We start from the raw sequence: 16,630 nt of genomic DNA on the forward strand, positions 1-16,630 counted from the left end.
GTCCATGCCTGCCAACAACACACCGCCAGCACCACGGTCCGTCTCTTTGCGCGAGGCAAGCGCTTTCTGGCTGAAGCTGGGTTTCATCAGCTTTGGCGGCCCGGCCGGGCAGATTGCCATCCTGCATCAGGAACTGGTGGAGCGCCGCCGCTGGATTTCCGAGCGCCGCTTTTTGCACGCACTCAATTACTGCATGTTGCTGCCCGGCCCGGAAGCCCAGCAGCTGGCGACGTATATTGGCTGGCTGCTGCACCGCACGCCTGGCGGCATCGTGGCTGGCGGACTGTTTGTGCTGCCTTCGCTGCTGATCCTGATTGCGCTGTCGTGGGCCTATCTGGTATTTGGCCAGCTGGGTGTGGTGGCGGGCATGTTTTACGGCATCAAGCCGGCCATTGTCGCCATCGTGCTGCATGCGGCACTGCGCATTGGTCAGCGTGCCTTGAAGAACCGCCTGCTGTGGGGACTGGCACTGGCTTCCTTTATCGCGCTGGCCGGTTTCGGACTGCCCTTCCCGCTGATCATCCTGACTGCGGCCTTGATCGGCGCGCTGGCGGCCAAACGCTACCCAGCGCTGTTTGCCGCCGCAGGCAGCGGACATGGTGCAGCGCATCAGTCAGCCGGACCGGCACTGATAGACGATGACACCCCGCCGCCTCCGCATGCCCGCTTCACGCGTGGTGGGCTGGTGCGCGTCGTGCTGGCCGGCAGCGTGTTGTGGTGCGGCCCGATGCTGGTGCTGCTGGGCCTGTTTGGCTGGGACCACCCCTTCAGCCAGATGGGCTGGTTTTTCACCAAGGCTGCCTTGCTGACCTTTGGCGGGGCCTATGCGGTGCTGCCCTATGTCTATCAGGGTGCGGTGGTGCAGCATGGCTGGCTGAATGCCGGACAGATGATGGACGGACTGGCACTGGGCGAAACCACACCCGGCCCGCTCATCATGGTGGTGGCCTTTGTCGGCTTTGTCGGTGGCTTCCAGCATGCAGGGGGCATGGCTCCGGGGCTGGCTGGCACACTGGCCGCCTGCCTGGTGACCTGGTTTACCTTCCTGCCATCTTTCCTGTTCATTCTGGCTGGTGGGCCGCTGATTGAAAGCAGCCATGGCAAGCTGTCGCTCACTGCGCCACTGACTGCCATCACGGCGGCGGTGGTGGGCGTGATCGCCAACCTGGCGCTGTTCTTTGGCTGGCATGCGCTTTGGCCGCAAGGCTGGCAAGCCGGGCCGGACTGGCAGGCCATCCTGCTGGCCGTGGCTGCGGCACTGGCACTGCAGCGCTACAAGGTGGGGGTGATCAAGGTGATTGCCGCAGCAGCCGTGGCCGGCTGCCTGCTGCACAGCTAGTCGGCAGACAAGCCCAGCCGTGTTGCCAGCTGGCGGATGGCTGCGGCATTGGAGGGGGAAAACACCAGCTCGGCGGCCTGTTGCCAGGGCAGCCATTGCTGGGACACATGTTCGCCTTCTACCAGTCGCACCGCTTGTGGTGCGTCCAGTTGCAGGCCAAACACATATTCATCGTTATGCGTCACGCCGTCCGGGTAGCGATGACGCCAGTGCGGGTAGATTTCGTAGCGGTTGTGCAATTGCCAGTCACTCAGCACATGCTGGTCGGCATCCAGCCCGGTTTCTTCCAGCACTTCGCGCCGTGCTGTCTCCAGCAGGGTCTCGCTGCCTTCACGGCTGCCGGTGACCGACTGCCAGTAGCCCGCCCGGTCGGCGCGCTCAATCAGCAAGACTTCACCGGTTTTGGTGTGAATCACCACCAGCACGGAAACCGGCTGCTTAGTGCCCATCGCCACGTCCTCCGGATGCATCGGCCTTGCTCGCGGCCAGCAAGCCGGCCAGTTCCACCGCCGACTTGACGCCCATTTTCTCGAACACACGGGCACGGTGTACTTCCACCGTTTTCATGCTGATGGAGAGCTCCTCGGCAATCTGCTTGTTCAGCTTGCCCAGCAAGATAAGCTGCATCACTTCCTTTTCGCGCTCGGTCAATTGCGCCAGCATGCTGCCCACCCGCTGACGGCGGCCATGGCTGGCACGGTTGCTTTCATCCTGTAGCAGCATTTTTTCCACCCGCGACAGCAATACCTCGTCGTCGAATGGTTTTTCCATGAAATCCAGCGCGCCCAGCTTGATGGCGGCCACCGCATGCGGCACATCGCCATGGGCGGTCAGCATGATGGCCGGCGGGCAGTAGTCCAGGCCGGCAAGGCGCTCCAGCAACATGATGCCGGACATGCCGGACATACGCAGGTCGACAATCAGGCCGTTAAAGCCGGTATCCGGGCCGGTGGCCAGGAACTCTTCGGCACTGTCAAAGCCGCTAACCTGGTAGCCCTGACCGTCCAGCAGCCAGATCAGCGCCTGCCGTACCGCGGCATCGTCATCCACAATCGCCAGTCGTTTGCCTGTCATCCCTGCTCTCCCCGGCCGGGCAAGGCCACGGCCACATCACTGACAATACGCACATCCCGCTGCGGATAGGGAATTTCAATGCCCAGTTCCTTGAAACGCCGCCAGATGGCCAGATAGATTTCCGAACGCAAGCCCATGAAGCCGTTTTCCGGGTCTTTCACCCAGATGCCCAGTTCCAGATTGATGCCGCTATCGGCAAAAGCCGTGACAAAGGCAGCCGGGGCCGGGTCGGTCTTTACCCGCGGGTGCACTGCCGACTCACGCAGCACGGCCAGTGCCTGGTCCAGATCGGTACCGTAATCCACCTGGATGGGCAGGCTGATCCACATGGCCTTGTCCGAGTAGGACTGGTTGATCACGGTATTGGAAATCAGTGCGTCATTCGGCACCAGTGCTTCCGAGCCATCCGCGCTTTTCAGTACCACATAGCGCGAGGTGATGCGGGTGACATAGCCTACCCGGTTGTCCACCATCAGACGGTCACCAATCCGGATGGAGCGGTCCAGCAGGATGATGAAGCCGGACACATAATTGCTGGCAATCTTCTGCAAGCCAAAACCCAGCCCCACACCCACCGCGCCGCCAAACACTGACAGTACGGTGAGGTCTATCCCCACTACCGGCAGCGCGATGAGCACCGCCACCACGATCAGCAGGGAACGGGCCATCTTGGCAAACACGATGCGCAAGGACAGGTCCATGTGCTTGAGCGCCATCACCCGCGCCTCTATCACCCGGCTGACCCACAAGGCCACCACCACGATGACCGATACCCACAGCATGGCATTGAGGATGGTGAGCAGGTCCAGCCGCGACTTGCCGACGGAGAAGGAAACCGACTGCAGCCAGTCCAGCATTACGTCGTCAAAACCGATGGCCCAGCTGACAAAACCCAGCCACAGCATGGTGGCGATGAAATGTTCGGAATTACGCTCGAACTTGCCCTGCGGCAAGGCTTGGCGCATGACCGCGGTAAACAGCCGGATCACCCCCAGCCAGAACAGCATGGCGGTAAACAGGGGAAGCAGGTGCGGACGCGTATGCATCACCATCATCCAGCCCATGATGCACAACAGCATGGATACCAGCGCCACCAGCGGCAACACCAGCCGGAAGGCGGTATAGGGGATGAAACGGTCGTAACGCTCCGGGTGATGCATGAACCAGCGGCGGAAGGTATTGCGTGCGGCAAACACCCCCAGCAACAGGCATAGCACGCCTAACCCCAGCTGGGTCAGCCCGGGACCGGTCTGCAGCGCCTGCAATACCACGTCAAAATCCATTTCTTCACGCACAAACAGCATTGTTTTCTCCGTATCGCGCACCGAGGGTTCAGGCGCTCAGCACTGCGTCCTGCAAACGGCCTTCCACCAGCCGCAATGTACGCTGCGCCCGGCCAGCCAGCTCCAGGTCGTGCGTGACAATCACCAGACTGGTGCCCAGCCCGGCATTCAGTTCCAGCATCAGGTCGAACACCTGGCGCGCGGTCTGGTAATCCAGATTACCGGTAGGTTCATCGGCCAGCAGGCAGGCAGGTTCTGTCACCAGCGCACGGGCAATGGCCGCCCGCTGGCGCTCGCCACCGGACAACTCACCCGGCTTGTGCTGCAGGCGCTGGGCCAGGCCGACCCGTGTCAGCATGCTGGCCGCACGCTCTTCCGCTTCCTTGCGCGGCAGGCGACGAATCAGCAAGGGCATCATCACGTTTTCCAGCGCAGAGAATTCCGGCAGCAGGTGATGGAACTGGTAGACAAAGCCCAGCGACTGGTTGCGCAGCACACCACGTTCGGCCTCGGACAGACCGGCCAGATCGCGCCCCAGCACTTCCACCACGCCCTGGCTGGGCGTATCCAGCCCGCCCAGCAAGTGCAGCAGCGTGCTCTTACCGGAGCCGGAGGCGCCGACAATGGCCAGCCGTTCACCCTTGTCCACACTCAGCGATACATCGGACAGCACGGTCAGGTTGAGCCGCCCTTCGCTATAGGTTTTGCCCAGATTGCGGCAGTTCAGCACATTACTCATAGCGCAGCGCCTCCGCCGGCTGGGTGCGCGCGGCACGCCAGCTCGGGTAAATGGTGGCCAGCAAGGCCAGCAACAGGGCAATCACGGTAATGGTGCTGACATCGCCCAGCTGCACATCGGAAGGCAGGTAGTCGATCATGTACACCTCGCTAGACAACAGCTTGGTGCCCAGCACGCGTTCGATCAGCGGCACGATCACATCCAGATTCAGCGCCACCAGCACGCCACCGGCCACCCCGGCCAGGGTACCGCTGACACCGGCCACCGAGCCCTGGATCATGAAAATCTTCATGATGCTGGACGGTGCTGCACCCAGCGTGCGCAGGATGGCGATATCCGCCTGCTTGTCGGTCACCACCATCACCAGCGTGGACACCAGATTGAAAGCCGCCACCGCCACGATCAGGGTGAGGATGATGGTCATCATGCGTTTTTCGATTTGCACCGCACGGAAGTAATTGGCATTGGTATCCGTCCAGTCGGTCACCTGATCCTGCTGGCCCAGCGCCTGCTGCAGGTTGGCCTTCACCAGCGGAGCGAGCATCGGGTCATCCAGCTTCAGGCGCACGCCGCTGACGGTATTGCCCAGCCGCGACAACACCTGGGCATCCTGCAGATGGATCATGGCCAGCGAGGCGTCGTACTCGAACATGTCCACCTTGAAGATGCCGATCACGGTGAACTGCTTGTAACGCGGAATCATCCCGGCGGGCGTCACCGTGCCTTCCGGGGTGAACAGCGTCACCTTGTCGCCCATGCCCACATTCAGCTGTCTTGCCAGTTCCACCCCCAGCACGATGCCAAAACTGCCCGGCTGCAGCGCCTCCAGCTTGCCGCGCACCATGTGGCGGCCTACATCCACCACCTTGTCCTCAAGCACCGGTTCGATGCCGCGCACCAGACCGCCGCGTACATTGCCATAAGCGGAAAACAGCCCCTGACCATTGACGAAGGGCGCTGCCGCCAGCACATGGGTGTCCCGCTCTGCCACCTTGGCCACGCTCTGCCACTGCGGCAGACGGCCGTCAAAGGCAGAGATTTCTACATGGGAAGCCACACTGAGGATGCGGCCACGGATTTCCTTCTGGAAACCGTTCATCACCGACAGCACGATGATCAGCGCGGCCACGCCCAGCGCGATGCCGACAATGGAAATCAGGGAAATAAAGGAGATAAAACCGTTGCGCCGTTTGGCGCGCAAATAACGCAGCCCGATCAGGACTTCGAATGGCCAATGCATGCCAGAATGCCTTTCAGGGCTGGTAGGGGTTGTGCAGGCTCTGCATCAGGCGGACCAGGAAGTCTTTCACCTGCGCCTCGTCACAGCCCATCAGAATGGCATCTTCCAGCGCATCCTGCGCCATCTGCTGCAATTCTTCCAGGTTCTCGTTCATGACCTTGATCTTTTCCACGCAGGCCACAATGCCGCCCTGCGGATCTTTCCATACCGGTATGTCGATATTCATTGCCATGGCTGGCTATTCCTGAAAACGCAATGCCCGCACAGGCGGGCATGGAGGTGATGACAAACCGCCAGCTTGTCAGTTGGCGGGTTTCTTCTTTTTGCCGTGGCCGGATTTGGCAGCCTTGGCCGGCTTGCCGGCCTTGTCGGACTTGGCTGCACGGGAAGACTTCTCCGCCTTGCCGCCCTTCTTCTTGCTGCTGGCGGCTTCGGCCACCGGCTTGCACTTCTTGCCCTTGCGGCACTTCATCCTGGGCGCGACTGCACTACCGCCACTGCCCTTGGCTGACACCGTGTCCGTGCCATTCACGTCATCTGCCGCAGCCACGGTATTGGCATTGCTGCGATTGATGCGGCGGGCACCGTTCCAGCGGCTTTGCCAATAGCTCTGATTCAGACTGACCACTTCGATATTGCGGCCGGTACGTGGCGCATGGATGAACTTGCCATTGCCCATATACATGCCGACATGGGAATAGGCAAAACCACGGGTATTGAAGAAGACCAGGTCTCCCGCCACCAGTTCACTTTTATCGACAGGCTTGCCAATGCGGGCCATTTCGGCGGAAGTACGCGGCAAATTGACCTTGAGGGATTTCTGGAATACATAACGGACAAAGCCGCTGCAATCCAGGCCACTGACCGGCGAATTGCCACCAAAACGGTAGGCAACACCCAACAGGCTCATGGCCTGCAGCAGCAAATCTCCTACAGCATCCTCGCCAGGCGAGGCATACTTGGCAATGGGGTCTTCCGAGGCCTCGACCTTGGGCCGTGCGTCCTGCGCAGTTTTTTCAGGTGCGGCCTGGGCAAAAACCATGACGCCAGCAAGCATCACGGCGAGTAATCGGAGTTGCAATTTCATAGGCCGCACTCTATCGGACAGGGACGGGAGTGTAAAGCCAACTTGGACACCAGATAGCCCATGCTCAGAGAAACTCTTGTTGCAATGCGTGACCTTCCACGCCTGAAGGAAATCAGCGGCATTCTCATCCGCCACGGTCTGGGCGAGTTTGCCCAGCGCCTGCGCCTGCCGCGCGCCATGGAAAAGGCCGGCGAATGGCTGAACCTGCACCTGCCGGATGCCGATGCCGGCCTGCCCACCCCGGTGCGGGTGCGGCTGGCCTTCGAGGAGCTGGGCCCCACTTTCATCAAGCTGGGGCAGATTCTCTCCACGCGGGTGGATGTATTCCCGGCCGAGTGGATTGCCGAATTCGAGAAACTGCAATCCACCGTGCCGCCGGTGGACCCGGCCTCGGTACGGCTGCTGGTGCAAAAAGCGCTGGGCAAGCCGCCGGAAGAGCTGTTTGCCAGCTTTGACGAGAAGCCCATCGGCTCTGCTTCCATCGCCCAGGTGCATTTTGCCACCCTGCACGATGGCAGCCATGTAGCAGTCAAGCTGCGCCGCCCCGGCATTGTCGACAAGGTGGATGCCGACCTGCGCATCCTGGCGCATCTGGCTACGCTGATCGAGCTGGAATTTCCCGACTCGCGCCGTTTTCAGCCGGTGGAAATCGTCAGCCAGTTTTCCCGCTCACTCAAGCGCGAGATGGACCTGGCGGTGGAAGCGCGCAATATGGAACGCTTCGCCCGTGACTTTGCCGACGATCCGCAGGTGGTGGTGCCCAAGGTGTACTGGGATTACACCAATCCGGCAGTCAACGTGCAGGAGCATATCGACGGCCTGTCCGCCAGCCGGCTGGAACAACTGGCCGACAGCGGGCTGGACCCGGTGCTGCTGGCCAGCCGCGGTGCCGACGCGGTGCTGAAGATGATTCTGCTCAACGGCTTTTTCCACGCCGACCCGCACCCGGGCAATGTGTTCTTCCTGGCGGAACACCGCATCGCCTTCATCGACTTCGGCATGGTGGGGCGCATCAGCCATGGCCGACGCGATGAAATCGTCGATCTGCTGGCCGCCCTCGGCGAGCGTAACGAACACGCGATGATGGACGTGCTGATCGAGTGGACCGGCAGTACACCGGTGGACGAGCAGAAGTTTGCCTACGATATCAGCGAGTTCATGTTCCAGTACGAACACGTCCCGCTGAAGAACCTCAACATCAGCCAGCTGATCAACGACATCATGGCCCTGATCCGCGACCACGGCATCCTGCTGCCGCCGGACATGGCCATGCTGTTCAAGGCGCTGATCACGCTGGAAGGGCTGGGCCGCCAGTTGGACCCGGACTTCCAGCTGGTGGAACACATCACGCCCTTCGTGCGCGAACTGATCGTGGCGCGCTACCACCCCAAAACCCTGCTCAAGCGCGGCAAGCTCACCCTGCAGGAAACGCTGGGCATGCTCACCGGGCTGCCACGCGACATCCTGCGCCTGTCCAAGGACATCCGCCAGGGCAAATTCCGCATCAATCTGGACTTGCAGCGGCTGGACAGCTTTGGCAAACAGCTGGACCGCAGCACCAACCGCCTGACCATGGCCATTGTCACCGGCTGCCTGATCATCGGTTCCTCCATCGTGATGACGGTGAACGCCGGGCCCAAGCTGTTCGGCCTGCCCTTCTTCGGCTTCATCGGCTTCATGATTGCACTGTTCAACAGCGTGTGGCTGATCTGGTCGATCTGGCGTTCCGGCAAGGAGCTGTAAATGCGCTTCGTGTTACTTGTTTCGCTATTGCTGGCCAACAGCGCCGCCCAGGCCCTGCAACTGGTCGAACTCAACTGGCGCGCCCCCGGCGAACTGCAAGCGGCGCTGCAACCGCAATTAAGGCCGGATGAACGGCTGAGTGCGATGGACAACCAGCTGATCATCGACGCCAGCCCGGCGCGGGAGGCCCAACTGGCTGCACTGGCCCGCCAGCTGGACGTGCGCCCGGCCAGCCTGCGCCTGGAGGTGAGCCAGTCCGGCAGCAATGCGCAGAACCAATCCGGGGTGCAAGTACAAGGCAACATCAGCATCGGCCGCATCATGCCTGGCCAGACGGGTAGCAATCTGGCCCTGTCCGCCCAGCAAGACAGCCGCGCACAATCCAGTCAAGTCCTGCAAAGCCTCACCCTGCTGGACGGGCGCAGCGGCTTTATCCAGCTGGTGCAAAGCCGTCCCCTGCCCTGGCTGATGCTGACGCCGCAAGGCAGCCTGGTGCGTGGCAGCAGCATGCAGGATGCCATCACCGGTTTTTATGCCCGTCCGCGCCTGAACGGGCAGCGCGTGAGCATCGAACTGGCTGTCAGCCAGCAGGCCTTCAGCGGTGTGCAACGCACGGGCAGCCAACTTTCCACCACGGTAGAAGGCCGCTTGGGAGAATGGCTGGAGGTTGCCCGCACCACGCAGGACAGCCAGGGGCGGGAAAGCCTGCTGATCGGCGGCAGCCAACAGCAGGGACAGCAAAGCCACAGCGTACGGATTCGCGTGCAGGCCCTGCCCTGAGCGGCATCTTCGCTTGCCGGCAGGCACAATAAGCCACACAACAATGACAATGGACTGTCACGGCGCTTGCATTTGCAAATAGTAATGATTATCATTTGCAAAACTTATCCGGACAGGAGCCACTCATGAACGCAATGCTGGTAGGTGCAGATACCCTGGGCAACATCCCCTCCGTGCTGCAGGAACATGGCATCCAGATTCACCGCCACCTGAGCGGACGCAACAGCTCGCACCAGCGCAAGCTGGACCGTCTGCCGGCAGGAACCGACTTGCTGATCCTGTTTACCGATTTCCTCGGCCACAACGTGATGCGTCACTTCCGCTCGCTGGCCGCAGAACAGGATATCCGCTTCATTGCCTGCCGCCGCTCGGTGTGTGCGCTCAAGCAATCGCTGACCGGTGCAGGGCTGTGCGAACAGGCTTGTGCCAGCTGTCCGCAGCATCAGGCACAGCGCAGGCAGGCACACCAGGCCTCATGAGCCAGGCCGCATGAGCAATGAAAAAGCCGACCCACGGGTCGGCTTTGCTTTGGCCTGTGACAAAACAGGACTTGGTGCGGAACAAGCTATTCGCCGCGCCCGGCCTGGCGGGCCGACTGGCGCAATACTTGTAGCTGATGCGAGAACTGGCGGCAATTGCCGCACATCCACAAATGCACGCGCAGACGCACGTGATCCCACTGGCTCAATGGTTGATCCAGCCCTTGCGATATCAAACGGCTGGCCTGTCGGCAATTGATCTTCATGCCCTGGCCTCCCCGGTCCAGCGAATTTCGAAACATTCGCGCAAGCTCATTCGTGCGCGATAGAGCAGTACTGAACAGTTAGTCGCAGTAATGTCCAGATTGTTACAGATTTCGGCAATTTCCAGTCCCATCACCTCGCGCATGACAAAAGCCATGGCGGTGCGGCGTGGCATCACCTCGGAACAGCGCTCGAACACTTCCCAGAACTGACGGGAGATCAAGGACTCCTCCGGCCCGCTCCAGGCCTTGATCTTGTCCTGCCAGTGGCCATCCTTGCTGAACAGGCCGTCAAAATCGCTATCGTCGGTTTCATCCTCCAGCGATTCGAACAGCACCTCCTTGCCCTTGCGGCGCAAGCGGTCCACCAGCTTGAAGCGCAGGATGGACGTCAGCCAGGTGCGCAGGCTGGACTTGCCGTTGAAACTGTCGCCGGATTCCAGCGCCGCCAACACGGTTTCCTGCACCACTTCATTGGCGGCATCCCGATCGCGCAGCTGCGCCAAGGCATAGCGCTGCAAATAGCCCAGTTCGGCTTCCAGGTCTGCATGGGAAATCATGTTCAGTCTCCGCGGCAGTAATCAACCGCATGTTCCAGCCGGTCGACGGTAATCACTTGCAAACCTTCAATCGGCTGACGTGGCTTGTTGGCCGTGGGCACCAGTGCGCGGGTGAAGCCCAGTTTGGCCGCCTCTTTCAGGCGCTCCTGGCCGCGCGATACCGGACGCACTTCGCCGGCCAGCCCCACTTCACCGAATACCACCAGTTTTTCCGGCAGGGGCTTGTTACGCAGCGACGACACCATGGCCAGGATGACGGCCAGATCGGCCGCCGGTTCGCTGATCTTGACCCCGCCCACGGCGTTCAGGAATACATCCTGATCGAAACAGGCCACGCCGCCATGGCGATGCAGCACCGCCAGCAGCATGGCCAGCCGGTTTTGTTCCAGCCCCACGGTGAGGCGCTTGGGTTGCATGCCGTGACAGTCATCCACCAGCGCCTGCACTTCCACCAGCAAGGGGCGCGTACCTTCCTGCGTCACCAGCACGCAAGAGCCGGGAACATCGTCGCGATAGGACGACAGGAAAATGGCCGAGGGATTGGACACGCCCTTGAGCCCGGTTTCGGTCATCACGAACACACCCAGCTCGTTGACCGCGCCAAAGCGATTCTTGATGGCACGGATCATGCGGTGACTGGAGTGGGTATCGCCTTCGAAATACAGCACGGTGTCCACCATGTGTTCCAGCACGCGCGGGCCGGCCAGCGAGCCTTCCTTGGTGACATGGCCTACCAGCAGGATGGTGGTGCCGGTCTGCTTGGCCATGCGGGTGAGCTGGGCCGCACATTCACGCACCTGCGATACCGAACCGGGCGCCGAAGTTACCTGCTCGGTGTACAAGGTCTGGATGGAGTCGATGACGGCGACTTCCGGCTGCTCTTGCTTGAGCGTTTCCAGAATGGCTTCCAGGCGGATTTCCGCCAGCAGGTTCACCTGGCTGGGGTCAACCGCCAGCCGCGAGGCACGCAGGGCAATCTGTTGCGGCGATTCCTCACCCGACACATACAGCACCTTGCGCCGCTTGCCGATTACCGCCAGCGCCTGCAACAGCAGGGTGGATTTGCCAATGCCGGGGTCGCCGCCAATCAGGATGACAGCACCACGCACAATGCCGCCGCCCAGCACGCGGTCCAGTTCGTCGATGCCGGACGGGTCACGCGGCACTTCTTCGGTCTTGACCTCGGACAGCACTTGCACACGGGCATTGGTGGTGGACCAGGACTGGAAACGCGGATTGCTGCTGGCGGGCGTGGAGACGGCCTCTACCAGGGTGTTCCAGGCGGAACAATGCGGACACTGGCCCTGCCATTTCGGCACTTGGCCGCCGCACTCGGTGCAGCTGAATACAGTTTTGGTTTTTGCCATCAGGAAAAGCGCAGGAAGGGGTTCAACCGGGATTGGCGTTGTTGGCGTTCTCTGCCGGAGCCTCGCCACCGGCTGCCGGTTTGTTGCCATTGAGTTGCTGGATGATGTTGAGCAGGCGTTTCTGGTCTGGTTCGCCGCTGCTGCTGGCCTTGGATTTGGACTTTTCACCACCGCCATTCTTGCGAATGGCCGCCAGAACGGCGGCCACTTGCGGATCGGTCTTGGCTTCTTTGTCCGCCTCTTCACTGGTCAGCGGCGGCGGCGCATTTGCCACCGCACCCTTGGGTGACGTGGCCGCACTGGATGACTTGCCTTCTGCCGGTGAACTGGCGGCAGCTTTCGCGGCAGAAGCTTCAGCATGACCGGCGGCACTGTCTGCCGGTGGCTCCATGGTGTCCAGCTTGTTCTTGGCCATGTACTCGTTCATTTCACGCCAGCCGGCGTAAATGGCCGCGGTATCGGCATCCGGATTACGCCGGAAACACTCTTCCAGCGAGCGGCCGGTCTGACGACAGGCGGCACCGAGTGCCTTGTGTGCCTCTTTGGACAGGCCGGATACATTATTGACCCAGTTGCAGCCGGCCAGCACCGCCAGCAAGGGCAGAATCCACAGACTCTTCATGCATTACCCCCATTTGCCATCCGCCGCAGCCACACAGGCCACGGCGCAGATGCAGCTTATTCGCCTTTTTTGCTGCGCAGGTCCAGCTCGATGATTTCGCCGCTGCGACCCTTGCTTTCTGCCGACAGCCAGTACAGCAGATAGGGCATCAGCGTGGCCAGGTCCGCCCGCTCGCTCTTGGCTTCACCCGGGTGGGTGCGATTACGCTGCGGCGAATTCACCGGGCCCGGAATCAGCTGGTTGACGCGCAGGTTCGGGTAGACGTCCCATTCATCGGCGGCCACCTTGGTCAGATAATTCAAACCGGCCTTGGACGCGCCAAAGCCACCCCAGTAAGCCGCCGGGTGCAGGGAATGGCTTTCGCCCATGAATAGTACCGATGCATCCGGCGATTCCTTCAGCAGCGGCAGGCAGGCGCGGCTCAGCGCAAACGGGGCCACTGTGTTGATGCGGTACTGGTTCATCCACTCGTCAATGCCCTGATTGGACAGCGGCGACAAAGCATAAAAATGCGATGCGCAATGCACAATGCCGTCCAGTCGGCCCAGCGTCTGCTTGATCTGGAAAGCGGCATTGCCCAGTTGTTCGTCCGTTGCCGTCAGCAAGTCCAGCGGAATGGCTGCCGGCTCCTTGCCGCCTGCGGCCACGATTTCATCGTAGACCTTCTCCAGCCCTTTTACGCTGCGCGCCAGCAATACGACATCTGCACCATGTGCAGCAAACGTCAGCGCGGCTTCCCGGCCCACCCCTTGCGTTGCGCCCGTCACCAGAATGACGCGGCCTTCCAGACAATTCTTGGCAAATGTTTGGTTCATTTTGTTTTTTCAGCTGTGAGTTACCTGCCGGCAACTCTTGATGATGGCAAATCCTGCATTAACTGGCGGGCCGCGGTAAGACCGCTGCGCACCGCACCTTCCAGCGTGGCGGGATATTCCGGGCACAGCCAGTCACCCGCCAGATAAACCGATTGTACCCTGCTACGGCAGTGTGGTCTTGTCAGACCCACGCCAGAGGCAAAGGTGGCGCGCTTCTCCACGATCAGCTGCCGCTCCAGCGGCACCAGCCCGTTGAGCGCCGGCAACAGCACCTCGACATCCGCCTGCACCCGGTCCAGCAAGCTGGCACGATCCAGGTTGCGCACCGCGGGCGGTGGTGCGCTGATGACAGCGGCCAGCAAGCCTCGCTCACCCGACAGCGCCTGGCGGTCGAACAGCCAGTCCAGCGTGCCGCCCTGCAAACCCGTCATGGGAACCGGCATGTTGATGTCGGCATCGTAGCGCAGGTATGCGGTATATATCGGCCAATAATGAAATGCCTTGATCTGACTTTGCAGTTGCGGCTCCTGCAGCAGTTCGGCCGCATGATAAGGTGCCACCGCGACGATGGCGGCATCAAACGGCTCACCATCCACCACTACGCCCTGCTCTGCCGCATGAATCTGTGCGACCCGTACGCCGGCACGCCATTGCAGGCCTCGTTCGCGCAGCCAGCCCAAGGCCGGGCCAGGAAACAAGGCAGTCAGATCACTGCGCGGCAACAGCAGGTCGCTATCGGCACGGCGACCACCCAGACTGTCGCGCAAGGTGGTGGCCAGAATCTGCATGGAAGCCAGCTCCAGCGGGGTATTGAGCGCCGACAGCACCATGGGCCGCCAGAACTGTTCCACCAGATGAGCCGACTGCCTTTGTGCGGTCAGCCACTCGGCAACCGTGATGTCTTGCGCCAGGCGCCAGCCTTGCCAGCGCAAGCCCTGCAAGGCACGAGCCAGTTGCCATTTGTCCCGCCAGCCAATACCGCTTGCCGTCAGCAGGCCGGCCAGCACATGCAAGGGGGCAGGCCAGCGCGGGCATTGCATACGCATGCCGCCCTGGCGCTGCCAGAGCAGCGGCAGCCGCAGCATGGCCTTGGTCTCGTCAACGCCCACCTTGCGCATCAGTTGCAGGCAATCGCGATAGGCACCAATCAGGATGTGCTGCCCATTATCCAGCAGACTATCGCCACTATTCAGGCGGCGGGCTCGTCCGCCAGGTTCGCGCCCGGCTTCGAACAAGGTCAGCTCGGCCTGACCGGCCAGCTCAACCGCGGCGGCAAGCCCGGCCCAGCCGGCACCGATGATGGCAATTCTCGGTCTGGCCTTCATCACAGCATCAGGCCTTGTAGCCCAGCGTCCAGGTGCGCCATGCCAGCCACAGTTTGCGTACTGGCGTCAGCGACAGGCGCTGGTTCAGCACCTTGGCCGGACCATCCAGCTGGATTTCTTCCAGCGTGGCGCGGTAGATGGCGGCCATCAGCAGGCCGGGACGCTGGCTCTTGCGGTCCACCACCGGCAGCAGCTCCCAGGCGCGGCGATAATATTCACGCGCGCGTTCGATCTGGAAGGACATCAGCGCGGCAAATTCCGGACTTTCCTTGTAGCTCATCAGGTCGCTGGCCGGCACATTGAAACGCTGCAGCTCTTCCACCGGCAGGTAAATACGGCCACGGCGCGCGTCTTCACCAACGTCGCGGATGATATTGGTCAGCTGGAAGGCAATGCCCAGTTCATGCGCGTATTTCAGCGTTTGCCGGTCCTGGTAGCCGAAAATCTGTGCTGCCAGCTGGCCCACCACCCCCGCCACGCGATGGCAGTACAACAGAAGGTCCTGGAAGCGGTCGTATCGGGCAAAGTCCAGGTCCATCTGCATGCCATCGATGATTTCTTCCAGCAGGTTCTGCGGCAGGTCCAGCGCGCTGACATGCGGCTTGAGCGCCAGCATCACCGGATGTTCGGGCTGGCCGTGGTACAGCTTTTCCACTTCACCTCGCCACCAGGCCAGCTTGGCGCGGGCAACGTTTTCGTCGTGACATTCATCCACCACGTCGTCCACTTCGCGGCAAAAGGCATACAGCGCGGTAATGGCATCGCGGCGGTCTTCCGGCAAGAAGCGGAAGCTGTAGTAAAAGCTGGAGCCGCTGCTGGCGGCCTTGTCCTGACAATACTGCTGCGGCGTCACACGCCTCTCCTTTGTTGCCGACGGGTCAGCCTGCTGCTTCCCGCCTGTGTGAGTATGGTTATCTGCTATCTGGCGCGCAGCGCACGCCACAGCATGTAAATCCAGTCGCGCCAGGTCAGTACCGGGCGCTGGCGGAACACGTCGCCGCCACTGTCGTGCAGCTTTTTCAGGATGCGCTCGCCGCCCATGATGACAAGGCGCAGCTCCAGCCCCAGGCGGCCCTTGAGCACCTTGCCCAGCGGCGCACCGGCTTGCAGCATCTTGCGGGTGCGTTCTATCTGCGCCAGCATCATTGGCCGCCACAGGCCGGTGGCATCGCGCCCGGCAATCTGCGCTTCGCGGATGCGGAATTTTTCCAGATCATCCAGCGGAATGTAGATGCGGCCCTTGTTCCAGTCCACGCCGACATCCTGCAGAAAGTTGATCAGTTGCAATGCCGTGCAGATGCCATCGGACATGGCCAGGCTGCGCGGGTCGTTTTCACCATACAGTGCCAGCATCAGCCGCCCCACCGGGTTGGCCGAACGGCGACAGTAGTCCACCACTTCGGCAAAGCTCTGGTAGCGGGTTTTCACCACGTCCTGGCTGAAGGCCGACAGCAAGTCATAAAACGGCTGCAGCGGCAGCTGGTGCTGACTGATGACGGTAGCCAGGTTGCGCATCAGCGGCATGGCCGGAATACCGCCATCGCGGATGACATCCAGCTCGTCACGCAAATGCGACAGTTCGCGCAGGCGTTCATCGGGCAGCTTGTCACCTTCGTCCGCCACATCATCGGCATAGCGGGCAAAATGATAGATGACATGCACGGCGCGGCGCATGCGCCGTGGCAGCAAGATCGACCCGACCGGGAAGTTTTCGTAGTGACCAACCGACATCGGCAATCCAACCCTGTCATTGCAGAACCGGTGATTATAGCGCAGGGGCAGCGCTAAATTTTTTTTCGCAGATCCCTTTACAGGCGCGGACAGCCTGTCTATACTGCGCCCCACTGTGAACGACAGACACGGGGCTATAGCTCAGCTGGGAGAGCGCTTGCATGGCATGCAAGAGGTCAGCGG

At 61.4% G+C, this 16,630-nt stretch carries 19 protein-coding genes; 4 read left to right on the plus strand and 15 right to left on the minus strand.

What is annotated here, in order from left to right:
* Window positions 1-4: 4 nt before the first annotated feature.
* The gene (gene chrA / locus ACE3SE_RS20115; protein WP_374557791.1) at window positions 5-1,339 is read left to right on the plus strand and encodes a chromate efflux transporter; all 1,335 of its coding nucleotides are present in this window, start codon (window positions 5-7) and stop codon (window positions 1,337-1,339) included.
* Here chrA and nudB read toward each other — a convergent pair.
* The 7 genes from nudB to ACE3SE_RS20150 form a co-directional block, all read right to left on the minus strand.
* Complete coding sequence (gene nudB, locus ACE3SE_RS20120) at window positions 1,336-1,788, minus strand: dihydroneopterin triphosphate diphosphatase (protein WP_374557793.1); 453 nt, start codon at window positions 1,786-1,788, stop codon at window positions 1,336-1,338. The two genes, chrA and nudB, sit on opposite strands and share 4 nt — an antisense overlap.
* On the minus strand, window positions 1,778-2,413 hold the full coding sequence (locus ACE3SE_RS20125) for a response regulator transcription factor (protein ID WP_045847178.1): 636 nt from the start codon (window positions 2,411-2,413) through the stop codon (window positions 1,778-1,780). Before ACE3SE_RS20125 ends, nudB begins: the two co-directional genes overlap by 11 nt.
* The gene (locus ACE3SE_RS20130; protein ID WP_374557795.1) at window positions 2,410-3,717 is read right to left on the minus strand and encodes a mechanosensitive ion channel family protein; all 1,308 of its coding nucleotides are present in this window, start codon (window positions 3,715-3,717) and stop codon (window positions 2,410-2,412) included. Before ACE3SE_RS20130 ends, ACE3SE_RS20125 begins: the two co-directional genes overlap by 4 nt.
* A 28-nt stretch (window positions 3,718-3,745) precedes the next feature.
* The gene (lolD, locus tag ACE3SE_RS20135) at window positions 3,746-4,435 is read right to left on the minus strand and encodes a lipoprotein-releasing ABC transporter ATP-binding protein LolD (RefSeq protein WP_131354808.1); all 690 of its coding nucleotides are present in this window, start codon (window positions 4,433-4,435) and stop codon (window positions 3,746-3,748) included.
* Entirely contained in the window at window positions 4,428-5,675 is a 1,248-nt protein-coding gene (locus tag ACE3SE_RS20140; protein ID WP_062789698.1) for a lipoprotein-releasing ABC transporter permease subunit, read from the minus strand. The genes lolD and ACE3SE_RS20140 overlap by 8 nt, the downstream gene beginning before the upstream one ends.
* A gap of 13 nt (window positions 5,676-5,688) precedes the next feature.
* On the minus strand, window positions 5,689-5,901 hold the full coding sequence (locus ACE3SE_RS20145; protein WP_045847223.1) for a hypothetical protein: 213 nt from the start codon (window positions 5,899-5,901) through the stop codon (window positions 5,689-5,691).
* Between the two features lie 75 nt (window positions 5,902-5,976).
* Window positions 5,977-6,762 (minus strand): C40 family peptidase, encoded by a 786-nt coding sequence (locus ACE3SE_RS20150; RefSeq protein WP_374557798.1) that lies wholly within the window; start codon window positions 6,760-6,762, stop codon window positions 5,977-5,979.
* A 60-nt stretch (window positions 6,763-6,822) separates the two neighbouring features.
* On the opposite strand from ACE3SE_RS20150, the gene ACE3SE_RS20155 reads away from it, so the two are divergent.
* From ACE3SE_RS20155 to ACE3SE_RS20165, 3 genes are all read left to right on the plus strand, one after another.
* A complete protein-coding gene (locus ACE3SE_RS20155) occupies window positions 6,823-8,505 on the plus strand; it encodes an ABC1 kinase family protein (RefSeq protein WP_045847174.1) in 1,683 nt (560 codons plus the stop codon).
* Window positions 8,506-9,285: a hypothetical protein gene (locus ACE3SE_RS20160; protein ID WP_374557800.1), complete on the plus strand. Its 780-nt coding sequence runs from the start codon at window positions 8,506-8,508 to the stop codon at window positions 9,283-9,285.
* A gap of 125 nt (window positions 9,286-9,410) precedes the next feature.
* Entirely contained in the window at window positions 9,411-9,764 is a 354-nt protein-coding gene (locus ACE3SE_RS20165; protein ID WP_062789692.1) for a DUF2325 domain-containing protein, read from the plus strand.
* An 86-nt stretch (window positions 9,765-9,850) separates the two neighbouring features.
* Here the strand turns inward: ACE3SE_RS20165 and ACE3SE_RS20170 are convergent, their stop codons facing one another.
* The 8 genes from ACE3SE_RS20170 to hpnC form a co-directional block, all read right to left on the minus strand.
* Window positions 9,851-10,030, minus strand: coding sequence for a zf-HC2 domain-containing protein (locus ACE3SE_RS20170; RefSeq protein ID WP_045847171.1), 180 nt, complete (start codon window positions 10,028-10,030; stop codon window positions 9,851-9,853).
* Window positions 10,027-10,587: a sigma-70 family RNA polymerase sigma factor gene (locus tag ACE3SE_RS20175; protein WP_062789689.1), complete on the minus strand. Its 561-nt coding sequence runs from the start codon at window positions 10,585-10,587 to the stop codon at window positions 10,027-10,029. Before ACE3SE_RS20175 ends, ACE3SE_RS20170 begins: the two co-directional genes overlap by 4 nt.
* 2 nt (window positions 10,588-10,589) lie before the next feature.
* The gene (gene radA / locus ACE3SE_RS20180) at window positions 10,590-11,954 is read right to left on the minus strand and encodes a DNA repair protein RadA (RefSeq protein WP_131354823.1); all 1,365 of its coding nucleotides are present in this window, start codon (window positions 11,952-11,954) and stop codon (window positions 10,590-10,592) included.
* 22 nt (window positions 11,955-11,976) lie between these two features.
* On the minus strand, window positions 11,977-12,576 hold the full coding sequence (locus ACE3SE_RS20185; protein WP_374557803.1) for a hypothetical protein: 600 nt from the start codon (window positions 12,574-12,576) through the stop codon (window positions 11,977-11,979).
* A gap of 56 nt (window positions 12,577-12,632) precedes the next feature.
* Window positions 12,633-13,391: an SDR family oxidoreductase gene (locus tag ACE3SE_RS20190; protein WP_131354829.1), complete on the minus strand. Its 759-nt coding sequence runs from the start codon at window positions 13,389-13,391 to the stop codon at window positions 12,633-12,635.
* 20 nt (window positions 13,392-13,411) lie between these two features.
* The gene (gene hpnE, locus ACE3SE_RS20195) at window positions 13,412-14,716 is read right to left on the minus strand and encodes a hydroxysqualene dehydroxylase HpnE (protein ID WP_374557805.1); all 1,305 of its coding nucleotides are present in this window, start codon (window positions 14,714-14,716) and stop codon (window positions 13,412-13,414) included.
* A 7-nt stretch (window positions 14,717-14,723) separates the two neighbouring features.
* Window positions 14,724-15,569 (minus strand): presqualene diphosphate synthase HpnD, encoded by an 846-nt coding sequence (hpnD, locus tag ACE3SE_RS20200; protein ID WP_045847165.1) that lies wholly within the window; start codon window positions 15,567-15,569, stop codon window positions 14,724-14,726.
* Window positions 15,570-15,634: 65 nt separating this feature from the next.
* Window positions 15,635-16,447, minus strand: coding sequence for a squalene synthase HpnC (hpnC, locus tag ACE3SE_RS20205; protein WP_374557808.1), 813 nt, complete (start codon window positions 16,445-16,447; stop codon window positions 15,635-15,637).
* Between the last annotated feature and the right edge of the window lie 183 nt (window positions 16,448-16,630).

Origin of the sequence: Aquitalea pelogenes (genome assembly GCF_041914625.1) — a bacterium.
GTDB classification, from domain to species: Bacteria; Pseudomonadota; Gammaproteobacteria; order Burkholderiales; family Chromobacteriaceae; genus Aquitalea; species Aquitalea pelogenes.

Bases quoted from the DNA above. Each gene is read 5' to 3' on its own strand.
- ACE3SE_RS20145 (WP_045847223.1), bottom strand. From the start codon at position 5,901: ATGAATATCGACATACCGGTATGGAAAGATCCGCAGGGCGGCATTGTG.
- ACE3SE_RS20125 (WP_045847178.1), bottom strand. From the start codon at position 2,413: ATGACAGGCAAACGACTGGCGATTGTGGATGACGATGCCGCGGTACGG.
- chrA (WP_374557791.1), top strand. From the start codon at position 5: ATGCCTGCCAACAACACACCGCCAGCACCACGGTCCGTCTCTTTGCGC.
- nudB (WP_374557793.1), bottom strand. From the start codon at position 1,788: ATGGGCACTAAGCAGCCGGTTTCCGTGCTGGTGGTGATTCACACCAAA.
- ACE3SE_RS20150 (WP_374557798.1), bottom strand. From the start codon at position 6,762: ATGAAATTGCAACTCCGATTACTCGCCGTGATGCTTGCTGGCGTCATG.
- radA (WP_131354823.1), bottom strand. From the start codon at position 11,954: ATGGCAAAAACCAAAACTGTATTCAGCTGCACCGAGTGCGGCGGCCAA.
- ACE3SE_RS20175 (WP_062789689.1), bottom strand. From the start codon at position 10,587: ATGATTTCCCATGCAGACCTGGAAGCCGAACTGGGCTATTTGCAGCGC.
- ACE3SE_RS20185 (WP_374557803.1), bottom strand. From the start codon at position 12,576: ATGAAGAGTCTGTGGATTCTGCCCTTGCTGGCGGTGCTGGCCGGCTGC.
- ACE3SE_RS20160 (WP_374557800.1), top strand. From the start codon at position 8,506: ATGCGCTTCGTGTTACTTGTTTCGCTATTGCTGGCCAACAGCGCCGCC.
- hpnC (WP_374557808.1), bottom strand. From the start codon at position 16,447: ATGTCGGTTGGTCACTACGAAAACTTCCCGGTCGGGTCGATCTTGCTG.
- hpnE (WP_374557805.1), bottom strand. From the start codon at position 14,716: ATGAAGGCCAGACCGAGAATTGCCATCATCGGTGCCGGCTGGGCCGGG.
- ACE3SE_RS20190 (WP_131354829.1), bottom strand. From the start codon at position 13,391: ATGAACCAAACATTTGCCAAGAATTGTCTGGAAGGCCGCGTCATTCTG.
- ACE3SE_RS20165 (WP_062789692.1), top strand. From the start codon at position 9,411: ATGAACGCAATGCTGGTAGGTGCAGATACCCTGGGCAACATCCCCTCC.
- ACE3SE_RS20140 (WP_062789698.1), bottom strand. From the start codon at position 5,675: ATGCATTGGCCATTCGAAGTCCTGATCGGGCTGCGTTATTTGCGCGCC.
- ACE3SE_RS20155 (WP_045847174.1), top strand. From the start codon at position 6,823: ATGCTCAGAGAAACTCTTGTTGCAATGCGTGACCTTCCACGCCTGAAG.
- lolD (WP_131354808.1), bottom strand. From the start codon at position 4,435: ATGAGTAATGTGCTGAACTGCCGCAATCTGGGCAAAACCTATAGCGAA.
- ACE3SE_RS20130 (WP_374557795.1), bottom strand. From the start codon at position 3,717: ATGCTGTTTGTGCGTGAAGAAATGGATTTTGACGTGGTATTGCAGGCG.
- ACE3SE_RS20170 (WP_045847171.1), bottom strand. From the start codon at position 10,030: ATGAAGATCAATTGCCGACAGGCCAGCCGTTTGATATCGCAAGGGCTG.